General features: G+C 58.4%; 18 protein-coding genes and 1 pseudogene. 15 read left to right on the top strand and 4 right to left on the bottom strand.

Features of this window, described 5'->3' with window-relative positions; translation table 11 throughout:
* Positions 1-128: 128 nt before the first annotated feature.
* Positions 129-614 (top strand): hypothetical protein, encoded by a 486-nt coding sequence (locus tag RRU01S_RS05155; RefSeq protein WP_052815974.1) that lies wholly within the window; start codon positions 129-131, stop codon positions 612-614.
* A complete protein-coding gene (locus tag RRU01S_RS24985; RefSeq protein WP_052815976.1) occupies positions 583-837 on the top strand; it encodes a hypothetical protein in 255 nt (84 codons plus the stop codon). The genes RRU01S_RS05155 and RRU01S_RS24985 overlap by 32 nt, the downstream gene beginning before the upstream one ends.
* Here RRU01S_RS24985 and RRU01S_RS05160 read toward each other — a convergent pair.
* The gene (locus RRU01S_RS05160) at positions 834-1,589 is read right to left on the bottom strand and encodes an HpcH/HpaI aldolase family protein (RefSeq protein ID WP_045229182.1); all 756 of its coding nucleotides are present in this window, start codon (positions 1,587-1,589) and stop codon (positions 834-836) included. The genes RRU01S_RS24985 and RRU01S_RS05160 overlap by 4 nt on opposite strands.
* Positions 1,590-1,769: 180 nt before the next feature.
* On the opposite strand from RRU01S_RS05160, the gene RRU01S_RS24990 reads away from it, so the two are divergent.
* The 9 genes from RRU01S_RS24990 to RRU01S_RS05205 all read left to right on the top strand — a co-directional run bounded on the left by RRU01S_RS24990 (position 1,770) and on the right by RRU01S_RS05205 (position 13,273).
* Entirely contained in the window at positions 1,770-2,477 is a 708-nt protein-coding gene (locus RRU01S_RS24990; protein ID WP_052815978.1) for a GntR family transcriptional regulator, read from the top strand.
* Positions 2,474-3,568, top strand: coding sequence for an LLM class flavin-dependent oxidoreductase (locus tag RRU01S_RS05170; protein WP_045229183.1), 1,095 nt, complete (start codon positions 2,474-2,476; stop codon positions 3,566-3,568). Before RRU01S_RS24990 ends, RRU01S_RS05170 begins: the two co-directional genes overlap by 4 nt.
* Positions 3,565-4,071 carry a flavin reductase gene (locus RRU01S_RS05175; RefSeq protein WP_045229184.1) on the top strand — a complete coding sequence of 169 codons (507 nt, stop codon included), beginning with the start codon at positions 3,565-3,567 and terminating at the stop codon, positions 4,069-4,071. Before RRU01S_RS05170 ends, RRU01S_RS05175 begins: the two co-directional genes overlap by 4 nt.
* Before the next feature lie 220 nt (positions 4,072-4,291).
* Positions 4,292-6,445, top strand: a complete 2,154-nt coding sequence (locus RRU01S_RS05180; RefSeq protein ID WP_045229185.1) for a ferredoxin family protein — start codon at positions 4,292-4,294, stop codon at positions 6,443-6,445.
* 10 nt (positions 6,446-6,455) lie between these two features.
* The gene (locus RRU01S_RS05185; protein WP_045229186.1) at positions 6,456-8,003 is read left to right on the top strand and encodes an indolepyruvate oxidoreductase subunit beta family protein; all 1,548 of its coding nucleotides are present in this window, start codon (positions 6,456-6,458) and stop codon (positions 8,001-8,003) included.
* A 124-nt stretch (positions 8,004-8,127) separates the two neighbouring features.
* Positions 8,128-9,447 (top strand): MFS transporter, encoded by a 1,320-nt coding sequence (locus tag RRU01S_RS05190; protein ID WP_081879996.1) that lies wholly within the window; start codon positions 8,128-8,130, stop codon positions 9,445-9,447.
* 108 nt (positions 9,448-9,555) lie between these two features.
* Positions 9,556-10,506, top strand: a complete 951-nt coding sequence (locus RRU01S_RS05195; RefSeq protein ID WP_045229187.1) for an ABC transporter permease — start codon at positions 9,556-9,558, stop codon at positions 10,504-10,506.
* Positions 10,503-11,372 (top strand): ABC transporter permease, encoded by an 870-nt coding sequence (locus RRU01S_RS05200; RefSeq protein WP_045229188.1) that lies wholly within the window; start codon positions 10,503-10,505, stop codon positions 11,370-11,372. The genes RRU01S_RS05195 and RRU01S_RS05200 overlap by 4 nt, the downstream gene beginning before the upstream one ends.
* A gap of 5 nt (positions 11,373-11,377) precedes the next feature.
* Entirely contained in the window at positions 11,378-13,273 is a 1,896-nt protein-coding gene (locus RRU01S_RS05205) for an ABC transporter ATP-binding protein (protein WP_412674276.1), read from the top strand.
* Between the two features lie 17 nt (positions 13,274-13,290).
* Here the strand turns inward: RRU01S_RS05205 and RRU01S_RS05210 are convergent, their stop codons facing one another.
* The 3 genes from RRU01S_RS05210 to RRU01S_RS05220 form a co-directional block, all read right to left on the bottom strand.
* Positions 13,291-14,121, bottom strand: a complete 831-nt coding sequence (locus RRU01S_RS05210) for a hormone-sensitive lipase (protein WP_045229189.1) — start codon at positions 14,119-14,121, stop codon at positions 13,291-13,293.
* Positions 14,122-14,164: 43 nt separating this feature from the next.
* Positions 14,165-15,001: an alpha/beta hydrolase gene (locus RRU01S_RS24995; RefSeq protein WP_052815980.1), complete on the bottom strand. Its 837-nt coding sequence runs from the start codon at positions 14,999-15,001 to the stop codon at positions 14,165-14,167.
* Between the two features lie 81 nt (positions 15,002-15,082).
* Complete coding sequence (locus RRU01S_RS05220; RefSeq protein ID WP_045229190.1) at positions 15,083-15,979, bottom strand: LysR family transcriptional regulator; 897 nt, start codon at positions 15,977-15,979, stop codon at positions 15,083-15,085.
* A 402-nt stretch (positions 15,980-16,381) separates the two neighbouring features.
* On the opposite strand from RRU01S_RS05220, the gene RRU01S_RS05225 reads away from it, so the two are divergent.
* The 4 genes and pseudogenes from RRU01S_RS05225 (at position 16,382) to RRU01S_RS05240 (ending at position 22,859) form a co-directional block, all read left to right on the top strand.
* Positions 16,382-17,044, top strand: coding sequence for a ZinT family metal-binding protein (locus tag RRU01S_RS05225; protein ID WP_045229191.1), 663 nt, complete (start codon positions 16,382-16,384; stop codon positions 17,042-17,044).
* A 137-nt stretch (positions 17,045-17,181) separates the two neighbouring features.
* Positions 17,182-18,318, top strand: a complete 1,137-nt coding sequence (locus tag RRU01S_RS05230) for a glycosyltransferase (RefSeq protein ID WP_081879998.1) — start codon at positions 17,182-17,184, stop codon at positions 18,316-18,318.
* A gap of 67 nt (positions 18,319-18,385) precedes the next feature.
* Positions 18,386-19,570: pseudogene (locus RRU01S_RS05235) on the top strand (glycosyltransferase family 1 protein); the annotation flags it as partial.
* 106 nt (positions 19,571-19,676) lie between these two features.
* On the top strand, positions 19,677-22,859 hold the full coding sequence (locus RRU01S_RS05240) for a glycosyltransferase (RefSeq protein ID WP_045229192.1): 3,183 nt from the start codon (positions 19,677-19,679) through the stop codon (positions 22,857-22,859).
* Positions 22,860-22,861 lie beyond the last annotated feature (2 nt).

Genomic DNA, 22,861 nt, shown 5'->3' on the forward strand with positions numbered 1-22,861 from the left:
AGCTTAAAATAGGTTGCGCACTGCCGAGCAGGTGTGACATGTTTTGCGTCTGAACGATCTGACGCCTTTGATTGCCGTCCACGTGCGGATCGTAATCTACCGTATTTTCCTGACACTGGAGCCTCCCGATGCGTTTCGCCTACCTCGCCTTTTTCGAGAACCCGCAGGGCAACCAGCTTGTAGCGAGCAAGGCCGATATCGAGGCGGTGGCGGAGATCGTCGCGCTCACGCCGGGGCTGACGTCTGCAAACCTCTACACGCCGGAGACGGCGCAAGACCTGTTCAATCCGCAGGAGGAAGCGCCGATTTTCGGCATGCAGCTTTACTTTGACGAGTTGTCTGCGCTGGAAGATGCCATGGCGCCATCAGGACGTCTGCAAGCGCTGGCCAATCCCGGCGTGCTGGCGAGCATCCAGGGTGCCAAGGCAACGCAGCAGGCGATGTACGTCCGGCATTTTCCAGTCGATGACGCGACGCTCGACATCGCGAAAAATGGCGACCCATGTTCCTATGTCGTGCATTATCCCGGCCCGGCGCAGGATCTGAACATCTGGATGCACCATCGCTCACCATCCGCAGGTCATGCGCCAGTTTCCCGGCATTCGCGGCATTGAAATCCTGTCTCGCGTGGACTGGACCGGTTTCCTGCCCTGGGAGCGGGCCCATCACATGCAGCGAAACCGCGTGATGTTCGATAGTCAGGCCGCACTCACGGCGGCACTCCAGTCCCCGGCGCGCATTGCCATGCGGGAAGACTTCAAGACCTTCCCGCCATTCGAAGGTGGCAACTCGCATTTTCCAATGGCCACAAAGATCGTTGCGCCAAAAGACGCTTAAGCGTCTCGCGCAGCGGAGACGCCAGCGGCAAGGCTTGCGCCCAGAAACATCGTATCGCTGGCCAGCAGATAGAAACTGATGCCCGCCTGCGACCACTTGGCCACGTCATCTGGCGAGGGGCGGAAAATTCCAACTGTTTTTCCGGCTTTGATAGCGGCCTGCGTGATTGTTAGTATGGCTGCTTCAAGCCGTGCCGCTCCTTCGTGGCCGAGTGCATTGATGGAAACGGAAAGATCGCCGGGGCCGATGAAGATCACGTCGATGCCTTCCACCGCGACGATCTCCTCGACATTGGCGAGACCTTCTGAGGTTTCGATCTGGATGGCCAGAACGAGGCTTTCATTGGCGCTTTTTAGATAATCGGGAATACGATAGCCGTAACCGGCAGCGCGTCCGGGCCCGACGCCGCGCTCACCAGCGGGCGGATAGCGGGTGGCAGCGATGGCAGCTTTTGCATGGGCAGCGGTCGAGACACGTGGCACCAGAACGCCAGCGGCCCCGGCATCCAGAACACCGGCAATCGATTCCGGCGCATGGCCCGGCACGCGCACCATGGCGGGCACACGGTGAACATCTGCAGCGCGGATCAGGTTTTCGATCAGCTCCCGCCCGATCTGCGAATGCTCCGCATCGATGCAGATGAAATCAGGGCCAGCGGCGGCCACGACCTCTATGGCGACCGGATGCGGGATGGCAGCGAATGTGCCGATCAACCGCTTTTGTCCAAGACATGCTTTTCGAAAATCGCTCATAAAGACCTCTGGGAACGGGGGTTTTGTCTGCCGTAATGCAGTGTTTTGATTAGTTTAAGTCTCAATCATATCGCCTGCAAGCGTGTAAACAGTATACGATAATCGATGTTAAACCATCTCATATTTATTTTATGCTTGAAATAAGCGCAAATCCGTATACGATTTTTGCAGGAGTTTACGATGCAAAAGTCGAACGACAATATCGTTGATGCCATTTACACGGACCTGCGTTTGCAGTTGCAACGCAGCGCGATTTTGCCGTCCGACCGGCTGGTCGATACGGCGATTGCGACCCGTTATGGCGTTTCGCGCGTTCCTGCGCGTGAGGCGCTGCTGCGACTGGTGGCCGAAGGTTATCTGGTTGGCACGACGCGCGGTTTTGCCCTGCGAGAGCTTTCGCTGGAGGATATTTCCGGCCTGTTCGAATTGCGTCGGCAGTTGGAGCCACGGGCTGCAGCAAATGCTGCGCGTGACATGACGTCCGAGATCGAGGCGGAACTGACCGAGGCCATGGGCCGGATCAAGTCTGCGCTGGCGGACAACAATATGCCGGTGCTGCTGGATGCCAATGTCGATTTTCGCAATGCGTGGCTGAAGGCCGTTCGCAACCGGCATCTGGCCGAGACGGTCGCACGCTTCATCAACTACTTCCAGTCGGTCCGGCTCGACAGTTTTGCGGATGCCGAGATGGTCAAGCACTATATCGACGGCTTGTCGCGCATTCACGCGGCCTTCGTCGCGCGCGATTCCGTTGTGATCGCGGAATATATGACGCTTTACATGTTTGCGGCGGAGGAAGCCTTTCTCACCATTCGCCGCCGCCAGTTGGAACAGGCCAAAACAGGGCGCGGCGCGCGCCGCAGAACCATCAAAAAGGGAACGTCATGATAAAGCCTCACCCCTTGAAAGGTCCAAGCAAGCTCAAGCTCGGTGTCTTCTCGTCCAATGCCGATGGCGGTCTTGCCATCACCGATGTACCGGAACGCTGGCAGGCGCGGTGGCAGGACAATCTGAACGCCGCCCAGATCGCCGATCGAGGCGGATTGGATTTTCTGCTGCCAATCGCCCGCTGGAAGGGTTTTGGAGGCAAGAACCGGGTGCGGGAATGGTCTTACGAAACCTTCACATGGGCGGCGGGCCTTGCTGCCGTTACGGAGCGGATTGCGCTGTTCATGACGGTGCATGTTCCCCTCGTGCATCCGCTTTATGCGGCAAAATCGCTGGCAACGGTCGATCACATCAGTGGCGGTCGTGCAGGTCTCAATATCGTCTGCGGCTGGAACCCGAAGGAATTCGGCATGTTCGGCGTGCCGCTGGTCGAGAAGGGTTACGATCAGGCCGCCGAATGGCTGGAGATTGTCGAGAAGGCCTATGGTGCGCAAGCGCCCTTCGATTATGATGGCAGCTACTACAAACTGAAAGACGTGGTCAGCCGCCCCGCCAGCCTGCAATCGCCACGACCCGTAACGATGAATGCCGCCTTCGGTGGGCCAGGCCGGGATTTTGCCGCGCAAAACTGCGAATATCTCTTCACGACCTTCACCGAGATTGAAGAAGCCGGGAAGCACGTCGAGGATATCCGCACGCGGGCAGATGCGCAGGGCCGTGATGTCGGGGCCTATACCGTCTGCCACGTCGTGTGCCGCGAAACCCAGCAGGAGGCGGAGGATTATTACGAGCGCTACGCCGTAACCCTTACCGACCATGAGGCCGTTGACGCCCATATGGCCGGAAAGAAGGAGTTCTCCCAGTCCCACGACAAGGAAAGCTATGAGCGTTACCGCAAGCGATTTGCAGGCGGCGCGGGTGGATATCCGCTTGTCGGCACGCCGGAAAAAATTGTCGAGGACATGATCGCGATTTCTCAGCAAGGCTATTCCGGCATCGCGCTGTCCTTCGTCAACTACACTTACGAGCTGCCGTTCTTCTGTGACCGCGTGATGCCGCTGTTGAAGCAAGCCGGGCTGCGGGTCGAATGAACGCGCACGCCGCACCGGATGAGGTCGAAGCTTTGCGGCTTGCCTTTCGCGAGGGCATGTCGCAACTGGCCGCCGCCGTTAACATCGTCACCACCAACGGTCCCGGCGGCATGGCCGGGTTCACCGCATCAGCCGTTTGTAGCGTGACAGATCAGCCGCCGACGCTGCTGGTCTGCCTTAACCGGTCCAGTTCCGTTGCGAACATATTCGAGAGAAATCGCGTGCTCTGCGTCAACACGCTGAGCCATAGCCAGGAAGCTCTGTCGCGGCGTTTCGGCGGCTCGACGTCTCAGGAAGAGCGGTTTCTGGAAGGCGCATGGTCGCGGGGGATAACCGGGTCCCCGCGATTAGAGGGGGCGCTCTTGTCCTTCGATTGCGAAATAGAGACGATGGTCGAGAGCGGCACGCATCAGGTCCTGTTTTGCCGTATCATCGAACTCGTGCAAGGATCAGACGAAAACGCTCTGGTTTATTTCCGCCGCCGTTACCACGCGGTCGGCTGATGCCTCTGGTGGCGCTGAAACACGCGCTGCCGTTACCTGCATTTTTGTATGCTCAGCCGTTAAGCGTCGCGCCAATAATTTTCATGCAGATGCATTTTAAAGCAGCAATTTCGCAGTTTTTCGCTGCGATTTCGGCCTGTTTCAACGTTCTCATTTGACAATGCTATAAGCTTCAACTTATGAATATGCATATAAATGCGTGACATAAAAGGGGAAGACCATGGCAGAACGGTCATTCGCGCGTGAAGTTGAGGATCTCAAGCTCGGTGAAGGTGAAATCTTCCGGGGCGAGGGTATTCTGGCGATCACCAAGGCATTGCTTCAATCCGGCGTGTCCTATGTCGGCGGCTATCAAGGCTCGCCCATTTCCCACCTGATGGACGTTTTGGCTGACGCCAAGGACGTCATGGAAGACCTCGGCATTCATTTCGAAACCTCGGCGTCTGAGGCTGCTGCGGCTGCTATGCTGTCTGCCTCCGTCATGTATCCGGTGCGCGGTGCTGTGACATGGAAATCGACGGCTGGAACGAATGTGGCATCCGATGCCCTATCGAACCTGTCGTCCGGCGGCGTTACCGGTGGTGCCCTCATCATTCTCGGCGAAGATTTCGGCGAAGGCTCCTCCATCATGCAGGAGCGCAGCCACGCTTTTGCGATGAAATCCCAGATGTGGCTTCTCGATCCGCGCCCCAATCTGCCATCCATCGTGCAGTCGGTCGAAGATGGCTTTCAGCTGTCTGAAGCGTCCAATACGCCTGTCATGTTGCAGGTCCGCATCCGTGCCTGTCACGTCCACGGCCAGTTCATCGCCAAGGACAACAAGCGTCCGGAATACACGTTGCGGCAGGCGCTGGAAAATCCTGTCAGGGACGTCAACCGCATCGTCCTGCCACCAGCCAACTTCGCGCATGAGAAAGACAAGCTGGAGCGCCGCTGGCCGGCTGCCGTCAACTTCATCAAGGAGCGTAAACTCAACGAGTTCTTCGGTCCTGAAGAAGGTGACATCGGCATCATCCTGCTGGGCGGTATGTACAACGGCGTCATGCGCGGCTTGCAGCAACTGGGCCTGGCCGATGTCTACGGCAATTCCGCCGTGCCGCTCTACGTGATGAACGTTGCCTATCCGACCATCGATGACGAGGTTGTCGAATTCTGCGCCGGCAAGAAAGCCGTCATCATCGTCGAGGAAGGTGCGCCTGAATATATCGAGCAGACGCTGAACACGCTGCTTCGCCGTCGCGATATCCAGACGAAACTGCATGGCAAGGACATGCTGTCGCTGGGCGGCGAATATACCGCGCCCGTGATGATGAACGGCCTGAAGGCCTTCATCGAGACCTATGATCGTCTGCTGCTTGGAAATCAGCCGCCGGTGCCGGACCCATCGGATGTGCTCAACGACCCCAAAGTCAAGGCGCTGGCCGAAGTCGTGCCCGCCCGTCCTGCCGGTTTCTGCACGGGCTGTCCCGAAAGGCCGATTTTTGCGGCCATGAAACTGGTGGAAAAGGAACTCGGCGAGCATCACGTTTCGGCGGATATCGGCTGTCACCTCTTTTCGATCCTGCCGCCCTTCAACATCGGCGGCACGACGATGGGTTATGGCCTTGGTCCTGCCTCGGCCTCTGCCTTTAATGTCGAGTCCGACAAGCGCTCGATTTCGGTGATGGGTGATGGCGGCTTCTGGCACAATGGTCTCGCGACATCGGTCGGCAATGCCGTGTTCAACAAGCAGGATGGCGTTATTCTGGTTGTCGATAACTTCTATTCGGCAGCAACCGGTGGGCAGGACATTCTGTCGTCGCGCGCGACCAATCCGAACCGCAAGACCAACAATTCCATCGTCAATGCGGTCAAGGGCATCGGCGCGACATGGGTGCGCCAGATCGACCGCACCTATGATGTCGCCAAAATGCGCGACACCTTGAAAGAGGCGCTGACATCGAAGGAAAAAGGCCCGAAAATCATCGTCGCCTCCTCCGAATGCATGCTGAACAAGCAGCGCCGCATTAAGCCGCAATTTGCCAAAGCGGTAAAGGACGGCAAGCGCATGGTGAAGGAACGCTTCGGTGTGGACGAGGATGTCTGCACGGGCGATCACGCCTGCATCCGTCTGTCGGGCTGTCCATCGCTTTCAGTCAAGCATACGGATGATCCTTTGAAGGATGATCCGGTCGCAGCCATCGACAATTCCTGCGTCGGCTGTGGCAATTGCGGTGAGGTTTCCGAAGCTGCGGTCCTCTGTCCGTCCTTCTACCGCGCCGATATCATTCACAACCCCACCGGTTGGGACAAGTTTGTCGCAAAAATGCGCGCTTCGGTCATCGGCTGGCTTCAGGCCCGCCGTGCATCCAGCCGCATCGTGTTTGCAGATTGAGGGTGGACCCATGAATGAAACGGTAAACCTCAAGACGACGCTCGCCTCCGACAAGCCTTTGACGCTGGCCATCATGGCCATGGGCGGGCAGGGCGGCGGTGTGCTGGCAGACTGGATCGTCGGCCTTGCCGAGGCGCAGGGCTGGATGGCGCAATCGACATCCGTGCCAGGCGTTGCCCAGCGCACGGGCGCGACCATCTATTACATCGAGATGCTGCCTGCGCGTGACGGTGTCTCGCCCATCTTCTCGCTGATGCCGACACCGGGTGATGTCGATGTGGTGCTGGCTTCCGAACTGATGGAAGCCGGACGTTCGGTGCTGCGCGGTCTGGTAACGCCTGAACGCACAACGTTGATTGCGTCCACGCACCGTTCCTTTGCCGTCGGCGAGAAGGAAAAGCCCGGCGATGGCATCGGCGATCCGACCGTCGTGGTGGGCGCTACCGATTTTGCCGCCAAGCGCACCATTGCCTTCGACATGGACACGCTGGCGCTAAAAAACGGCAGCGTCATCTCGTCGTCCATGTTCGGTGCCCTTGCCGCAGCAGACGTGCTGCCGTTTGCCAAGGACGCCTTCGAAGCAACCATCCGTGGCGGCGGCAAAGGTGTGGAGGCCAGCCTTCGTGCCTTCAACGCATCCTATGATCGTGCCAAGGCCAAGCCCCGCGATGAGGTCAGCGCCTCGCCGCACAAGCGTTTCGACACCATGCCGGAAACGGCTGGCCACCCGGAACTCGATCGTCTGGTCCACCGCATGCGCGCCGAATTCCCAGAGGCCGCATGGCCCCTGCTTTTCGCAGGCGTGAAGAAGCTGACGGAATTTCAGGACCCGGCCTATGCGGGAGAATATCTCGACCGCGTTGCCAAGCTTCATGCGCTTGACCGGACGAATGACGGCGAAGAGAAGGGCTATGCGTTTACGGTGCAGGCCGCCAAATATGTCGCCATCTCCATGGCCTATGACGATATCATCCGCGTCGCAGACCTGAAAACACGCGGCACGCGTTTCGATCGCGTGCGCAAGGAAGTGGGCGTCAAGCCGGACCAGCTTCTCTACATGACGGAATATATGCATCCGCGCATGGAAGAAGTCTGTGGCACCTTGCCCAAGGGGCTGGGCCTCTGGATTGAGGGCAGGCCGAAGGTGTTTGCCTTCTTCGATCGCCTCATCAACAAGGGCCGCCGTGTGCAGACGGGAACGATGTTCTGGTTCCTCTCGCTTTATCTCATCTCCGCGCTCCGCCGCATGCGCCGCAGCACGTTGCGCCACTTCCGCGAAATCGAACACCGCGACGCATGGCTCGGCACAGCGGCGTCGCTGGTATCGCGGAATTACGATCTGGCGGTTGAAGTCCTCAACAACAGGCGTCTGGTCAAAGGCTATTCCGATACCCACGCCCGCGGCCTTTCGAAGTTCGACCGGGTCATGTCGGCTCTGCCATTGCTGGAGCACCGCGACGATGGTGCCGCCTGGATGCGCCGCCTGCGGCAGGCAGCCCTTCTGGATGAGCAGGGCATTGCGCTGGACGGCGCGCTCAAGACGGTCTCGACGCTGTAAATATTCGGTAGCGCCTAGGGTGAGGCGCTGACCAAAGGCCCGCTCCAGAGGGAACCGGAGCGGCCTTATTCGGACATGACGAACAATAAGAGCGAAGGAAAAATCCTCGCAGGGGAACGTTCTGATGGACAAAGTCACAACTGCCATACCGACTGATTATAGCGCGACGAAGGAAGTTTCGCGCTCCAAAAGCCTGCTTGTCGTCGCACTTTGCTGGTTTGCGATTTTTGCAGAAGGTTATGACGTGGGCGTCCTGGGTGCCATCCTTCCCGCCCTCTCCACCGATCCGGTTTGGCAGCTCACGCCGCTGCAACTGGGGGCGATGGGAAGCTACACCGTCATCGGCATGCTGATCGGCGGTATCTTCGCTGGCACGATCAGCGAACTCTATGGTCGCAAGCCCGTCTTCATCGGATGCCTCACGCTTTTTGCCCTGTGCATGGTGGCGACAGCCTACGCGCCGACACCGACCTTTTTTGCCGTCAGCCGTTTCGTGGCGGGTCTCGGCCTTGGCGGTATCATTCCCGTTGCGGCGGCGCTGACGGTCGAGTATTCGCCCAAGAAGAGCAAAAGCTTCAATTACGGCCTGATGTACTCAGGTTATTCCATGGGTCTTCTGGCTGCTGCCCTGTGTTCACGGGCATTTCTGGCCGAACATGGCTGGCGCACCATCGTTCTGGTTGGCGCGCTCCCCGTTCTCGTCGTGCCGTTCTTCATGGTTTTCCTGCCTGAGTCGGTCGAGTCTCTGGTGCTGCGCGGCAAACGCGCTGCGGCGGAAAAGACGGCGCGGAAGATGGGCGTTCCCATCGTTTCCAACACCAAACAGACGCCGACGGACCGAAGCTGGACGGCAGTTCTGCGGCAAATCTTCGCGCCTGACAAAGCGTTTGAGACCATCTGCTTCTGGGCCGCGCTGTTCATGGGGCTTCTGCTCGTTTACGGGCTTGCCCAGTGGCTGCCGCAGATCATGCGCAAGAACGGCTATGATCTTGGCGACAGCCTGCTGTTCCTCGCGGTCTTCAGCCTCAGCTCCGCCATCGGCGGCATTGTGCTGGGCACATGGGCCGACCGTTTCGGTACTCGATTGGTGGTTGCCCTTTCATATCTTCTCGGTGCCTTCGGCATTGCCGCTCTGGCCTTCAAGGGTTCGTTGTTGATCAACTACTTCTTCGTGGCGATTGCCGGTTTCGGCACCGTGTCGGCCTCACTCATTCTGACCGGCTTTCTGGCGCAGCGTCTGGACGCGACGATACGCTCTGCCGGTACGGGGTTTGCGCTGAGCTTTTCCCGCATCGGGGCTCTAACCGGCCCGTTGCTGGGCGGCTTCATCGCCAGCACGAACGTCGCACCCGAATGGAATTTCTACATTTTCGCAGGCATGGCCGCGCTGGCAGCCATTGCCACGCTGCTCATTCCTGTCGGCAAAACGAATTCGGGACGATGAAGAATTGCTCAAACATCAAAGTAACAGGGGAGCGGGCATGTTTATGACGAATGTTTGCCAGCCACGATGCATTGTCTCGCACGATGCGACATGTGAGGAGTTGGGCGGATGATCCGTTTTCTTCTTTTGAGACTGTCGGTTGCCATACCGACGATGTTCATCATTTCCGTCCTCGTCTTCAGTTTGCAGATGCTGCTTCCTGGCGATGTGGCGCTGGTGATTGCCGGTGGCGAAGCGTCGCCCGAAGTGGTCGCGCAGATCCGCCAGGAACAGGGGCTGGATGATCCGTTACCGGTGCAATATCTGCGCTGGAGTGCTGCGGCTCTCCAAGGCGATTTCGGCATATCCTATCGTACCCGCGATGAGATCGGCCCGATGCTGCTCGACAAGATCCCGGTGACGTTGACGCTGGCGACGGCGGCGCTTCTCATCTCGTTGCTGATCGGCATTCCAGCCGGAATCATGGCGGCCATCTGGCGCGGCAAGGGCTGGGACCATGCGGTAACGGTGGTTTCGCTGACGGGCATATCGATACCGAACTTCTGGCTCGGCATCATGCTGATCCTCATCTTTGCTGTAAAGCTGGGCTGGTTGCCAGCCGGTGGCTATGTCAGCCCGTTCGAAGACCCGATCCGTGGCCTCAAATCCATCATCCTTCCCGCCACGGTGTTGGGTGCTGCACTTGCGGCGGCGATGATGCGCCACACGCGTGGTGCGATGCTGACCGTCATGCAGCATGATTACATTCGCACGGCGCGAGCCAAGGGCCTGACCGAACGCAAGGTCATCACCAAGCACGGCTTTCGAAATGCGCTTGTGCCGATCATCACGCTGGCAACGCTCCAATTCGGCGCGCTGATGGCGGGTGCGGTTTTGACCGAGCAGGTTTTCTCCATTCCTGGCCTCGGCAAGATGGTCGTCGATGCCGTGTTCAACCGTGAATATGCGGCGGTTCAGGCGGTCACGCTGTTGTCGGGCTTCACTTTCGTGATGCTGAACCTGCTGGCCGACATCCTGTACTTCTGGGCCAACCCCAAGCTGAGGAGCCGCTCGCTATGACGAATGTTGCTGTTGCCAAACCACCTCGCCGTCGTCTGATCGAGTCCCGCGTGCTGCGCCGCTTCATGGCGCACCGGCTGGCGTTGATCGGTGCGATCATCGTGCTTCTCTTTGCGATCATGGCCATCGCTGCCCCCCTTATCGCACCCTATGAGCCGAATGCATCCAGCTGGTCGGCCATTCGCAAGGCGCCGACATGGCTGCACTGGTTTGGAACGGATGAGATCGGTCGCGACGTGATGTCCCGCGTTATCTGGGGGGCTCGCGCCTCGCTGTTGGCCGGTGTGGTCTCGGTTGCCATCGCCTTTGTCATCGGCGTTCCCGTAGGAATGCTGGCGGGTTATTTCGGTGGCCCGCTTGACACCGTCATCATGCGCATCATCGATGCGTTTCTGGCAATCCCGTTCCTCATTCTCGCCATCGCCATGGCCGCTTTTCTCGGGCCGAGCCTGACCAACGCGATGATCGCCATCGGCGTCTCCACCGCACCCGTCTTTGCCCGTATCGCGCGCGGCCAGACCATGGCCGTGAAGGTGGAGGAATATATCGAGGCGGCGCACGCCATCGGCACTGGCCATGTGGCTATTCTGATCCGGCATGTGTTCATCAACATCACGCCGCAGCTCGTCGTTCAGTCGACGTTGGCCATCGCGACAGCCATCATTGCTGAAGCAGCGCTCGCGTTTCTGGGCTTGGGTCAACAGCCACCGGATGCCAGCTGGGGTTCGATGCTGAACTCGGCAAGTGCCTCACTCTCGATTGCGCCATGGATTGCGATCTGGCCTGGCCTCGCAATCTTCCTCACCGTTCTGGGCTTCAACCTGTTGGGTGATGGCTTGCAGGATGCGCTGGACGTGAAGGGCTGATGACGATGGACGATAACAGAAGCAAGACGGAGAATGGCAATATGCAGGCAACGTCTGACGCGACCAATCCGGTGCTGTCCGTGCGCGATCTCACGACGGCCTTCCGCACGGAAAATGGCTGGACCGAGGTTATCAGGAAGATTTCCTTCGACATCGGCGCGAAAGAAACCGTTGCCATTGTCGGTGAGAGCGGGTCCGGCAAAAGCGTGACCTCGCTGTCGATCATGCGTCTGCTCAACCCTGACAACACGAAGATTTCCGGGTCGATCAAGCTGCTGGGTCGTGAGTTGACGACGCTGAGCAAAGACGAGATACGGCGCGTGCGCGGTCGTGACATCTCGATGATCTTTCAGGAGCCGATGACCTCGCTCAATCCGGCCTTCACCATCGAAAACCAGCTCGCCGAAGCGCTGCTGTGCCAGGACCCAGATATCTCTCAAGCCGAGATCGAAACGCGTGCGCTGGCACTTCTGGAGAAGGTGCGCATTCCCTCGGCCCGCACCCGTTTGAAGCAGTATCCGCATGAGATGTCGGGTGGCATGCGCCAGCGGGTGATGATCGCCATGGCGCTGGCCTCGCGCCCGAAACTGCTGATCGCGGACGAACCGACGACGGCCTTGGACGTGACGGTGCAGGGGCAAGTGCTGGACCTCATCAAGACCTTGCAGGATGAAGAGGGCATGTCGGTGCTCTTCATCACCCATGACATGGGCGTGGTTGCCCAAATGGCGGATCGCACCGTGGTGATGCTGCGCGGCGATCTGGTCGAGGAGGGTGCAACGTCGCAAATCTTCGCCGCGCCGCGCCAGCCCTATACCCGCGCCCTACTGGCGGCAGTGCCGGTCCTCGGCTCGATGAAGGGCCATGATCTGCCACAACCTTTCCCGCTGATCGACCCTGCCAGCGGCGCAATTCTGCCAGCACCCGATATGCCTGATACGGTAGATCGCAACGCACCGCCGCTGGTCGAAGTAAAAGGCCTGATGAAGCGCTTCCCCATGCCTTCAGGGCTGTTTCGCCCCACGGCCTTTCGCGTTCATGCCGTCGAAAATGTCTCGTTTCAAATCCAGCCCGGCGAAACATTGTCGCTTGTCGGCGAATCCGGCTGCGGCAAATCCACCACCGGTCGCTCTGTGCTGCGATTGACCGAGCCGAGCGGTGGGGACGTGCGTATCGATGGAGCCGAGGTCGGCGGTCTTGGCCGCTACGGCCTGCGGCGTATGCGCCGCACCGCGCAGATGATTTTTCAAGACCCCTATGCCAGCTTGAACCCACGCCTCAGTGTCGGTACGGCAGTGGCGGCTCCGCTGGTGGCGCATGGCATCGGCAACTCTGCCGAGCGCCGGGCGCGGGTCAGTGAGCTGCTTGTCCGCGTCGGTCTGTCTCCCGAAATGGCAAGCCGCTATCCGCACGAATTTTCCGGCGGGCAACGCCAGCGTATCTGCATTGCCAGAGCGCTGGCGCTGGAGCCGAAGCTGATCATCGCTGATGAAGCGGTGTCGGCGCTGGATGTCTCCATCAAGGCGCAAGTGGTGAACCTGATGCTGGACCTGCAAGCCAGCATGGGGCTCGCCTATCTGTTCATCAGCCACGACATGGCCGTGGTGGAGCGCATCAGTCACCGCGTTGCCGTCATGTATCTTGGGGAGATCGTCGAGATCGGTCCGCGCGCGGCCATCTTCGGCGATCCGCGTCACCCCTATACACGCCGCCTGATCGACGCCGTCCCCGTGCCGGACCCATCCCAGCGTGGTCTGCGTGGCGCAGCGGTCGTCGGAGAACTTTCGACGCCCGTTCGCCCCGCAGATTTCGTTGCCCCGCAGCGGATTTACGACGAAGTCGCGCCCGGCCATCTGGTTATGCGCAGCGAGGCACGAGAAGAGTTGGCGATGGCAGTCTGAGTGCTCCGCCACGCTTTTCAGATGTCGGTCAATGTCCGGGTCAGCGCATGATCCGGGTCCAGCAGGCCATCGAGAACATCGAAATGATGTCGGTTCGGCTCCGCGTAGCAGGCGGTCGTCGCACCCAGACCAGTCCACATATTGGCCAGCAACGCGTTCTGGCGCAGGAACTCGTGCCGCTCGGCACCACCCACCCAGGCGCAAAGGCGGGCATGACCAACCGGACGCAGCAGCGCGGGGCTTTCCGCAATCGCTTCGGCCTCATCGATGTGCAGCCTTTCGTTCAGTTCACTGCGCATCAGGGGACGCAGATCATGCAGACCGGAAATGGGGGCGGCAATTTCGACGCGGTCCAGCACAGCGGATGCAAGGGGCGTGCCCGCGCTGACCATACGCGCCGACAGATGCCCACCGGCCGAATGGCCGGTGATGATGATCGGCCCCGTGACCTCCTCTGCGGCCCGCGTCACCGCAGCACCGATCTGGCGTATGATCTCGGTGATGCGAACATCGGGACACAGGTCATAGGACGGCATGGCCACGGCAAATCCCCTCGCCACGCAACCTTGCGCAAAGTGCGACCAGTAGCTGCGGTCAAGGCTCTTCCAATAGCCGCCGTGGATGAAAACGACGAGGCCGCGCGGCGTGCCCTCCGGCAGGAAGAGATCGAGTGCGTTGCGTTCACTCGCACCATAGGCCAGCCCAAGTTTGGCTCGTCCGGCCGCCAGCATGGTTTTGCGATATTCTTCTGCTGGTTCGACCCAGGCCGCTGGCCAGCGGTCCGCGCCAACAATGTGCGCGCCGTTGGAATAGGCGTCCGTGTAGTCGGCGATATGGTGATAATTCATGGTGACGACTTTCACTGGATATTGGGCACTAAGACCGCGAGACTTAACAGGGAAGCGCCATAAGCTCTTCTGCGACGGCGAGATGGTAAGCGTTATCGGGCTCACCTGTCGCCAGATGCACGGAAAAATGGTCGGCATTTTCGAATGGCTGGCGACGAAGGTTAATCCCTCTGCTTTCCAGCATGTTGGCGAAGTCTAAGCCGGATTGCTGAACCGTCTCCCGTTCCAAAGTGCCCCATGCCAAAGTAAATCTGGCTGATGTCGGCCCGCTGAAATCGGCCGCGCAGTCTGGTTGATCCGCAGGTAGCCGCCGGTCCGGATCTGGATGCGCATCGCCAATCCGCTTGTGATAGCTGCCGCTCATCGCTATCACCCCCGAGATCGTGCCGTCGGGAATACCGGCTGCCCGACGATGGTCTGCATCCAGTTCCAAACGCGCAGCGATAACTGCACCCGCTGAATGTCCGCCAATGACCAGACGGTTCGGATTGCCGCCGTAACGGGAAATATTGTCGAGTACCCAGCGAACCGTTGCGCGGGCATCATCCATCAACTCTTCGGAGTTGACCTGCGGCAGCAGTCGATAATTTGCGGAAATGAAGATTGCCGGGAGGGCGAGCAGCGCCGGTGCCATGAAACCGCACCACTCTTTATGGCCATGCGTAAAGCCACCGCCATGCCAGAACAGAAAGACAGGCAGGTTGGTGTGAGTGCGCAGTCCATGATCTGGCAGATAGATGTCCAAACGCTGGGCCGGATCGTTCCCATAGGGAAAATCCGCAAAGCGCGGAATGCCGGAGGAGCGTAGCAGGCTGGTTTCCGCATAGGCGTCGGCAGCGGCATTGATGGAACTTTGTGGGGGCAGATCTCTGGCGAACACAGTCACTTCCTTTTGCAATTCAGTTCTCTGGTCGGAAGGACGCTCCCGAAGGGACGTCTACCGGACCTGCCTCGGTATCGTTTACGCCCACTGGCGCAACAATCGCTCCAGCGCGATCAGGAACCGTGCGGGCGCACCTTCCAATTTGCGACCAGCGCGAAGAATGAGGCTGACACTGGTTTTCTCCATCATGTCCTCGGCAATGGGCACGCTGACCATCGTCCCTCGCTGCAGATCGGACCAGACGGAAAGCTGAGGCAGGATGGTCAGCGCCACACCTGCACGTACCGCTTCGAGCATGACGAAGATGGAGTTCGTCGTAATTGCAGGCTCTATCCGCTGGCCGCTATGCGCTTCTGCTTCACTCAATATCTGGCGCAAGCGAAAGCTGCGCTCCGACAGGCAGAGTGGATAATCGCGCAATTGGGCAATGGTGACGCTCTCCTGGCTCGCCAGCGGATGATCCGGCGGTACGATCACCATCAGGGGCTGGGCAATCGCGGCACGGACCTGAATTTTCATGTCGTGCGGGGTCTGGAAGACGAGGCCCATATGGGCTTCGTCATCTGCAACCATGCGCGCGATTTCCTGGCTGGCACCGATATTGATGTTCAGCCTGACCTTTGGGTTGTCGCGGTTGAAAGAATTGATCAGGTCGGTGAAGGTTTCGCCCAGAAACCCTTCGCCTGCCGATAGGGTCACACTGCCTGTTTTGACGGACCGCAAATCTTCCAGCTTGGCGCGCAACGCCTCGCGGTCGGACATCTGGTTGCGATAATGCTCCATGACCATCTCACCCGCATGGGTCAGCTTGATGCCACGCCGGCCCTTCACGATCAGCGCGATCCCGTGCTGCTCCTCCAACTGGGCAATCTGGCGGCTGATGGACGAGGCTGCGATGTTGAGGCGATCTCCAGCCGCACGCATAGACCCCGCATTGAGCGCTTCCAGCAAATACCTCAGTCCGGTTTCCGACATTCCTGTGTCCCTCTCCCCGTCATGACTGATGCTGGCATCACTCTTCGCCAGCGCATGCAAACCCTATGCGTCCAGGCGCTGTGGTGATCTGCGTCCAGTGGCGTCTACCGAGCCCTCCCTTGCGGGGAGTGTCGGAAAAACCTTGCCGCCGGTTCTGCGGAGCGTTTTCGCAATGAGACGATATGGTTATCATCCGTTCAACGACGACGATTGTGTATTTGCGTTGCGTTTAACGCAACAAAAAATCTTTGCCATTTTCTCTTTTCCCATGATTGCCGGGAGTACAACGGTAACCGGCCCGTCAATCTTGAACTGCCGCAGAAAGTCATTTTTCGGCACTTGACCAAAGTAATGTTATTACATATCAAACAAATGTTTAATGCTGAATAGGAGAATTGTGAGATGAGACAACTGATCAAGACATTGGGATATGCTGCCGTTTTGTTGCCCGCCATCGTCATCGCAGGCGCGGCGAAAGCCGATGCAACAAAAAGCCAAGAGACCAGCCATGCGCATTCTCACGCTGAGAAAACGCCTGTTCAGGAGGGGTACTTTGACGACGATCAGGTGAAGGCGAGGGCGCTGTCCGACTGGGCAGGGGACTGGCAGTCCGTCTATCCTTATCTGCTAGATGGCACCTTGGACCCGGTGATGAACGACAAGGCGAAACACAGCTCAACGAGTGCTGAAGATTACCGAGCCTATTATGAAATCGGGTACAAGACCGACGTCGGCCGCATTCTGATCGCAGACGACACGGTAACATTCTTTCGCGGAGACACATCCGTCAAAGGCGTCTACGAAACCGATGGTCACGAGACCCTGACCTATAAAAAGGGCAACAGAGGCGTCCGCTTCATCTTCAAGAAAGTGCAGGGCGACGAGGCCGCACCGGCGTTCATCCAGTTCAGTGATCATGCTATCGCACCCGAAAAAGCGGGTCATTATCACCTCTATTGGGGCAATGATCGCGCAGCCTTGCTGAAGGAGGTCACCAATTGGCCGACATATTATCCAGCAAACCTCGACGGCAAACAGATTACTGAGGAAATGCTGGCGCACTGATCATACCACTCCCGGAGCTGAGACGTTTTTTCTCCCTCACGCGCGAACTTATTCATCTCTTTGCAGTTTGGAGGACGCCGTTGTGAATGAGCATGACGCTGTGAGGGAGGATAACGACGCTGTCGAAGCTGCGCCGTATGGTGATCATCAGCGATTTTCAGGATGGGGACTGGGATGGCGAAGCTGTTAACTCAGTGTCGTCGTACCGTGACCAGTGGCTCGCCGGGTTGAGGGGCCGTCCACCTGTGGCGACCTTATCGCCGCAGAGTGTTCAGGTCGACGGTGGTTACATCGAGCGTCTGCCACTTGCCTCCATCAAAAGTGGGATTGTTGATTGTGCCGAAATATGGACGCATTGGCGCGGCGACACGCCGCCGCACCAATGGACCGCCAACAGTCCCGACCTGACACGCCGAGCGTTTCGCATGAATGGCCCGGACGCACCTTTCAACTCCAATGACATGCTGGGACATATCGAGGCCTTCGGGCCACCGGACATACTCTGTGTCTGGGGGCTCGGCGTCAGCGAAGACATTCTTCTAGCCTGTCGCGACAGTTACAAGATTTATAACTCCATAGACGCGCCAGCATTGCGCATCCCGTTCGAGGCCAGCCGGTATTTCGACCTCGTCCTGACCGGCGCCGAATGGCAGTCTGCAGAAGTCCGCGCACGCCACCCAGATATGGTGACGGCCATCATGCCGATCGGTCCGGAGTTTGCGTCAGAGCAGACCTTTCAACCGCTTGGGCTCGAGAAGATTTATGATGTCATCTATGTCGCTGCTGCGCAGTCATACAAACGGCATGACATCTTGTTCGAAGCTCTTGCCAAGTTGCCACGCTCAATCAGGACGCTGTGCGTCTTCGGCTATGGAGAACTCATTGATGAATTGCGGGATCAAGTGACGGAACTCGGCATCGATGTCGATTTCGTCGGTCCGCCCGGCGTGCCGTTCGATGAGGTCAACCGATTGATGAACCAGGCGAAGATTGGCGTCGTCTGTGGTGTCAATGATGGCGCACCGGCAATTCTCACTGAATATATGCTGGCCGGTATTCCGGTTCTCGCGAATGATCAGCTGAGCTGCGGACTGCAATACATCACCCCAAGGACCGGCCTGGCCTTTTCGTCAGAGAATTTCCATGAGGGCATCAGGACCATGCTGGACAGGCTGGATACGTTCACTCCAAGAGAGGTCGTTCTGGCGAACTGGACGTGGCCTCACACCATTGAAAAGCTTAAGTCTTATCTACCTTCAGATGCAGCCGGATAAATCTTATTTAGCTTCAGGAACATTAGGTTCATCTCATTGTTAGGTGGCAGCTATCTTGAGGTGTCCGATGAATATTTTAAACACGTTTCCGCAGTCGACCGATGTAAACCTACCCGCAAATGCCCCTATCATCTGTTTTTCCCATCTAAGATGGGATTTCGTCCTGCAACGGCCGCAGCATCTCATGGAGCGGTTTTCCCGGGAGCGACAAGTGTTTTTCTTCGAGGAATTCATTCCGACAGATCATCACCTTGCCTATCTGGAAATACACCCCTTTGTAGGAACCAGCGTCAAGGCAATACGCCCACGCATTCCACACTGGTGGAGCGAAGCAGACCGCGAGGTGGCGCTACGCCGCCTGCTGGATGACCTGATCGCGCTCCACGGCGCGAAGCGGCCCATCCTCTGGTTCTATACGCCGATGATGTTTGGCTTTGCCAAACATGTGGACGCGGCAGCCGTGGTTTATGATTGCATGGATGAGTTGGCGAACTTCAAGCTCGCGCCGCCGCAGATCAAGGCCGCGGAAAACGCTTTGATGGCCCGCGCCGATGTCGTCTTCACCGGGGGTGTCAGCCTCTATGAGGCGAAGATGGATCAGCACGATAACATCCATCCTTTCCCCTCCGGCGTCGACAGTCAGCATTTTCGAACAGCCCGCGGTCGCATTCAGGAACCTGCCGATCAACGGGCGATCCCGCATCCGCGGCTCGGTTATTATGGTGTCATCGATGAAAGGCTCGACCTCGATCTCATCCGCACGTTAGCCACCGCACGACCCGATCTGTCGCTTGTTTTCCTGGGGCCTGTCGTCAAGATTTCACCTGACGATTTACCGCGCGCTCCAAATATCCATTATCTCGGGCAGAAAGCCTATGCCGACCTGCCTGCCTATGTGTCGGGATGGGACGCGGCGCTCATGCCCTTCGCGTTGAATGAGGCCACCCAGTTCATCAGCCCGACGAAAACCCCGGAATATCTCGCGGCTGGCCGCCCCGTCGTCAGCACGCATATCCGGGATGTCGCGCGCGGATATGGCGCTGTGCCGGGCGTTTTCATTGCCAATAATACGGCGGAATTTGTCGAGGCTTGCACCTCTGCATTGGCCTTGCCGAAAAGCAACGCAACATGGCTCGATGTTGTGGACGAGACGCTGAGCAAAATGTCCTGGGATATCACGTTCCACAATATGATGCGGCTGGTGGAAAATGTCGTGGATGGGAACCGCATTACCCTTTCGGCATCGCCGAAGTTTGATCCGAAGAGAGCGCAGACCGTGAACGGGATCATGGCTGGTGCCCAGCGTGATTGATAAGCCGCGCATTCTCCTTGTAACCGATAGTCTTGACCCCTCGGGCATGGGCGAGCACATGCTTGCCCTTGGCCGAGGTCTGGCGAAACGTTTCGATGTGACGCTGGCTTTGTTGGCGCAGGATCGAGCTGGCCTTTTACCGCGTGCTGCGCGCCATGGTCTTGGCATCAAGCTTGTCACTGACATATCAGAGTTTGAGAACTGGATTTCAAAACGCACCTTCGATCTTCTGCACGTCCATGCGGGTATTGGCTGGGAAGGGCACGAACTGGCTGCGACAAGGATCGCCAGCGGTCTGCCAGTCATCCGGACTGAACACCTCCCCTATCTTCTGACTGTGTCTGAACAGCAAGCGCGATACAAAGAGGCGACGCAGGCGCTGTCGCATCATATCGTCGTTTCCCAGGCATCGCGCGAGAGTTTTGAAAGGCATGTCGCATCCGAGCGCATGACGGTCATCCGCAATGGCATATTTCCCCTTCAGGCTAAAGATACCTACTCGGTGAAGAACGAACTGGGCCTGGCTGGACGAACGGTGCTGCTGACGGTTGCCCGGTTTACGGCGCAGAAAGACCACGCTTCACTCCTGCGCGCCCTGCCGGCTGTGATAGAGGCATATCCTGATCTGACGCTCCTGCTCGTAGGCTCCGGCGACGAACAGGAGAATGTGAAAGCGCTCGCGACGCAACTGGGGCTGAGCGATCACGTGCAGTTTCTCGGGCACAGGTCGGATGTTGCCGACATCATGGCCATTGCAGATATCTTTGTTCTTCCATCCCTGTTTGAAGGGCTTCCTTTGGCGGTATTGGAGGCAATGTCACTCGGTATCCCGGTCGTCGCTACAAAAATCGGCGGTACGGTAGAGGCATTGGGCGATGATCACGCGTTTTTTGCCGAACCCGGCATTCCTGCGTCGCTTGCGACTTCGATCATCCACGCACTTGCCAACAGGGAGCAGAGGCTGTTGGCGGGCCAAGCCAGCCAAAAACGTTTCCAAGACAAATTCTCAGCCGACCGAATGGCGGACGAGGTGGGTGCGGTCTACGACCGATTTATCACCCGTCCGGCGAATGACATGCAAAAGGACGCATCCATGCAAAAGACACGTATCGCTTTCATTGGCGCTGGCGGCATAGCCCAGCGCCATCTCGACATTCTGGCTGGCTTCGAAGACGTGGAGCTTGTCGGATTTGCCGATCCTGATCTTGGTCGCGCTGAGCAGGCAGCGATGCGTTTTGGAGCCAAGGCCTTTCAGCATCATCGCGATATGCTGGATGCCGTTATGCCAGATGCCGTTTATGTCTGCATCCCACCTTTTGCTCATGGCGAGCCCGAATGTGATCTGATTGAACGCAACATTCCATTTTTTGTCGAAAAACCCGTATCGCTCGATATCGCGACCGCAGCAGAGATTTCCGCTGCAGTTGAAGCAAAGGGCCTGATAACGGCTGTCGGCTATCACTGGCGCTACCTCGATATCGTCGATGAGGCCCGCAGCCTTTTGGCAGACAATCCAGCCCAGCTTTTATCTGGCTATTGGCTGGATTCCACACCACCGCCGGAATGGTGGTGGAAGGAGGATAAATCCGGTGGGCAAATGGTCGAGCAAGCCACCCATCTTCTTGATCTCACGCGCTTTCTGGTTGGCGAGGTCACCGGGGTCTATGGTCGCGCAGGCCACAAGGACCGACCGGAGTTTCCGGGCCTCGACGTGCCAACCGTCACCACCGCCAGCCTGACATTCGACAACGGTGTTGTGGCGAATATCGCGTCGACCTGCCTTCTCGGTTGGAACCATCGCGTTGGGCTGCACATCTTTGCCGACCGGTTGGCGATCGAACTGACCGACCGGGATATCATGGTCGATGTCGGGCGCGGGCGTCCCACGCGCGGTGCCGATGGCGATCCGGTCTGGCGCGAAGATCGCGACTTTATCGATGCGGTGCGCGGTGGCGAGAACCGTATCCGTTGCCCCTATAGTGAGGCGTTGGCGACGCACCGTCTTGCGCTCGCAGTCGTTTCCTCTGCACGCTCTGGCCAGCCGGTTCATCTTGATGTACCGACGACGAAGCGACCAGACCCAGCGCCTCTCCAGTTCCAGCCGAGAGCGGAAAAGCCTCAGGGAATGCCGCATGGCCACCGGAAAATCCGCTCTCTCGGTATCGAGGCGCCGGGTCGCGCCTATTTCTTCGAGTATGAGGAGGGTCTGCCGAATGAGGGACAGGTCCGTCTCGATACGCTTTACACGGGCCTTTCGGCTGGCACTGAACTCACATTTCTCAAGCATACCAATCCCTATTTCCGTTCCCGCTTCGACAGCGGTCGTGGTGTCTTCATCGAGAACGAACCGGATTTGCACTACCCGGTGCCGTTCCTCGGCTATATGGAAGTCGCACGTGTCACGCAGTCGCGTGCGATGGGCTTTTCGGATGGCATGGTGATCTCCTCTGCTTTCGGTCACAAGTCCGGCCATACGGCGGACCCCTATCATGATGTGCTCACGCCGCTGCCTGAAGAGATCGATCCGATCCTCGGTATTTTCGTCGGGCAGATGGGGCCAATAGCGGCAAATGGTATCCTTCACGCAGACGCAGAGGCTTATGGCGCGCATGTGCCAGCACTCGGTGTAGGCGTAAAAGGTCGTCCCGTGCTCGTCATCGGGGCCGGAACAGTAGGGCTTATGACAGCATTGTTTGCCCGTTCGCTTGGCGCGTCGGATGTCGTCATTACGGACCCTTCGGAGTTCAGGCGCCAGAAGGCACAAGAGATGGGGTTTATGGCGATGCCGGAAGAACAGGCCTGGCAACATGCCAAGGCTCGCTGGCATGATGGAGCCATGGGCCGAGGTGCCGACCGGGTGTTTCAGACCCGAGCATATGCCGGTAGTCTCCACACCGCGTTGAAAGCACTTCGCCCGCAAGGAACGGTCATCGATCTTGCCTTCTATCAGGACGGTGCTGACCATTTGCGGCTTGGCGAGGAATTCCACCACAACGGTTTGAATATTCGATGCGCGCAAATCAACCGCGTCCCACGCGGTCTGGCTCCGCTTTGGGACCGACAGCGCCTGGCGCGTGCCACCGTCGATCTCCTTGTTGCCGAAGGAAAATCGATCCGGGAGCATATGATCACCCACGTCGTTCCCCTGGATGACGCGCCATCTTTCCTCGCTGATCTCGTGGAGAACCGTCCGGACTTTCTGCAAGTCGTTTTCAAGGTAGGCGAGTGACT

Source organism: Agrobacterium rubi TR3 = NBRC 13261 (genome assembly GCF_000739935.1).
Lineage (GTDB): Bacteria > Pseudomonadota > Alphaproteobacteria > Rhizobiales > Rhizobiaceae > Agrobacterium > Agrobacterium rubi.

What these genes read in the sequence shown, in the direction of transcription:
- RRU01S_RS05195 (WP_045229187.1), top strand. Translation starts at nt 9,556, where the DNA reads ATGATCCGTTTTCTTCTTTTGAGACTGTCGGTTGCCATACCGACGATG.
- RRU01S_RS05230 (WP_081879998.1), top strand. Translation starts at nt 17,182, where the DNA reads ATGGTGATCATCAGCGATTTTCAGGATGGGGACTGGGATGGCGAAGCT.
- RRU01S_RS05175 (WP_045229184.1), top strand. Translation starts at nt 3,565, where the DNA reads ATGAACGCGCACGCCGCACCGGATGAGGTCGAAGCTTTGCGGCTTGCC.
- RRU01S_RS05190 (WP_081879996.1), top strand. Translation starts at nt 8,128, where the DNA reads ATGGACAAAGTCACAACTGCCATACCGACTGATTATAGCGCGACGAAG.
- RRU01S_RS05155 (WP_052815974.1), top strand. Translation starts at nt 129, where the DNA reads ATGCGTTTCGCCTACCTCGCCTTTTTCGAGAACCCGCAGGGCAACCAG.
- RRU01S_RS05205 (WP_412674276.1), top strand. Translation starts at nt 11,378, where the DNA reads ATGGACGATAACAGAAGCAAGACGGAGAATGGCAATATGCAGGCAACG.
- RRU01S_RS05170 (WP_045229183.1), top strand. Translation starts at nt 2,474, where the DNA reads ATGATAAAGCCTCACCCCTTGAAAGGTCCAAGCAAGCTCAAGCTCGGT.
- RRU01S_RS05220 (WP_045229190.1), bottom strand. Translation starts at nt 15,979, where the DNA reads ATGTCGGAAACCGGACTGAGGTATTTGCTGGAAGCGCTCAATGCGGGG.
- RRU01S_RS05160 (WP_045229182.1), bottom strand. Translation starts at nt 1,589, where the DNA reads ATGAGCGATTTTCGAAAAGCATGTCTTGGACAAAAGCGGTTGATCGGC.
- RRU01S_RS05200 (WP_045229188.1), top strand. Translation starts at nt 10,503, where the DNA reads ATGACGAATGTTGCTGTTGCCAAACCACCTCGCCGTCGTCTGATCGAG.
- RRU01S_RS24990 (WP_052815978.1), top strand. Translation starts at nt 1,770, where the DNA reads ATGCAAAAGTCGAACGACAATATCGTTGATGCCATTTACACGGACCTG.
- RRU01S_RS05185 (WP_045229186.1), top strand. Translation starts at nt 6,456, where the DNA reads ATGAATGAAACGGTAAACCTCAAGACGACGCTCGCCTCCGACAAGCCT.
- RRU01S_RS05225 (WP_045229191.1), top strand. Translation starts at nt 16,382, where the DNA reads ATGAGACAACTGATCAAGACATTGGGATATGCTGCCGTTTTGTTGCCC.
- RRU01S_RS24985 (WP_052815976.1), top strand. Translation starts at nt 583, where the DNA reads ATGCGCCAGTTTCCCGGCATTCGCGGCATTGAAATCCTGTCTCGCGTG.
- RRU01S_RS05180 (WP_045229185.1), top strand. Translation starts at nt 4,292, where the DNA reads ATGGCAGAACGGTCATTCGCGCGTGAAGTTGAGGATCTCAAGCTCGGT.
- RRU01S_RS05240 (WP_045229192.1), top strand. Translation starts at nt 19,677, where the DNA reads ATGGGCGAGCACATGCTTGCCCTTGGCCGAGGTCTGGCGAAACGTTTC.
- RRU01S_RS05210 (WP_045229189.1), bottom strand. Translation starts at nt 14,121, where the DNA reads ATGAATTATCACCATATCGCCGACTACACGGACGCCTATTCCAACGGC.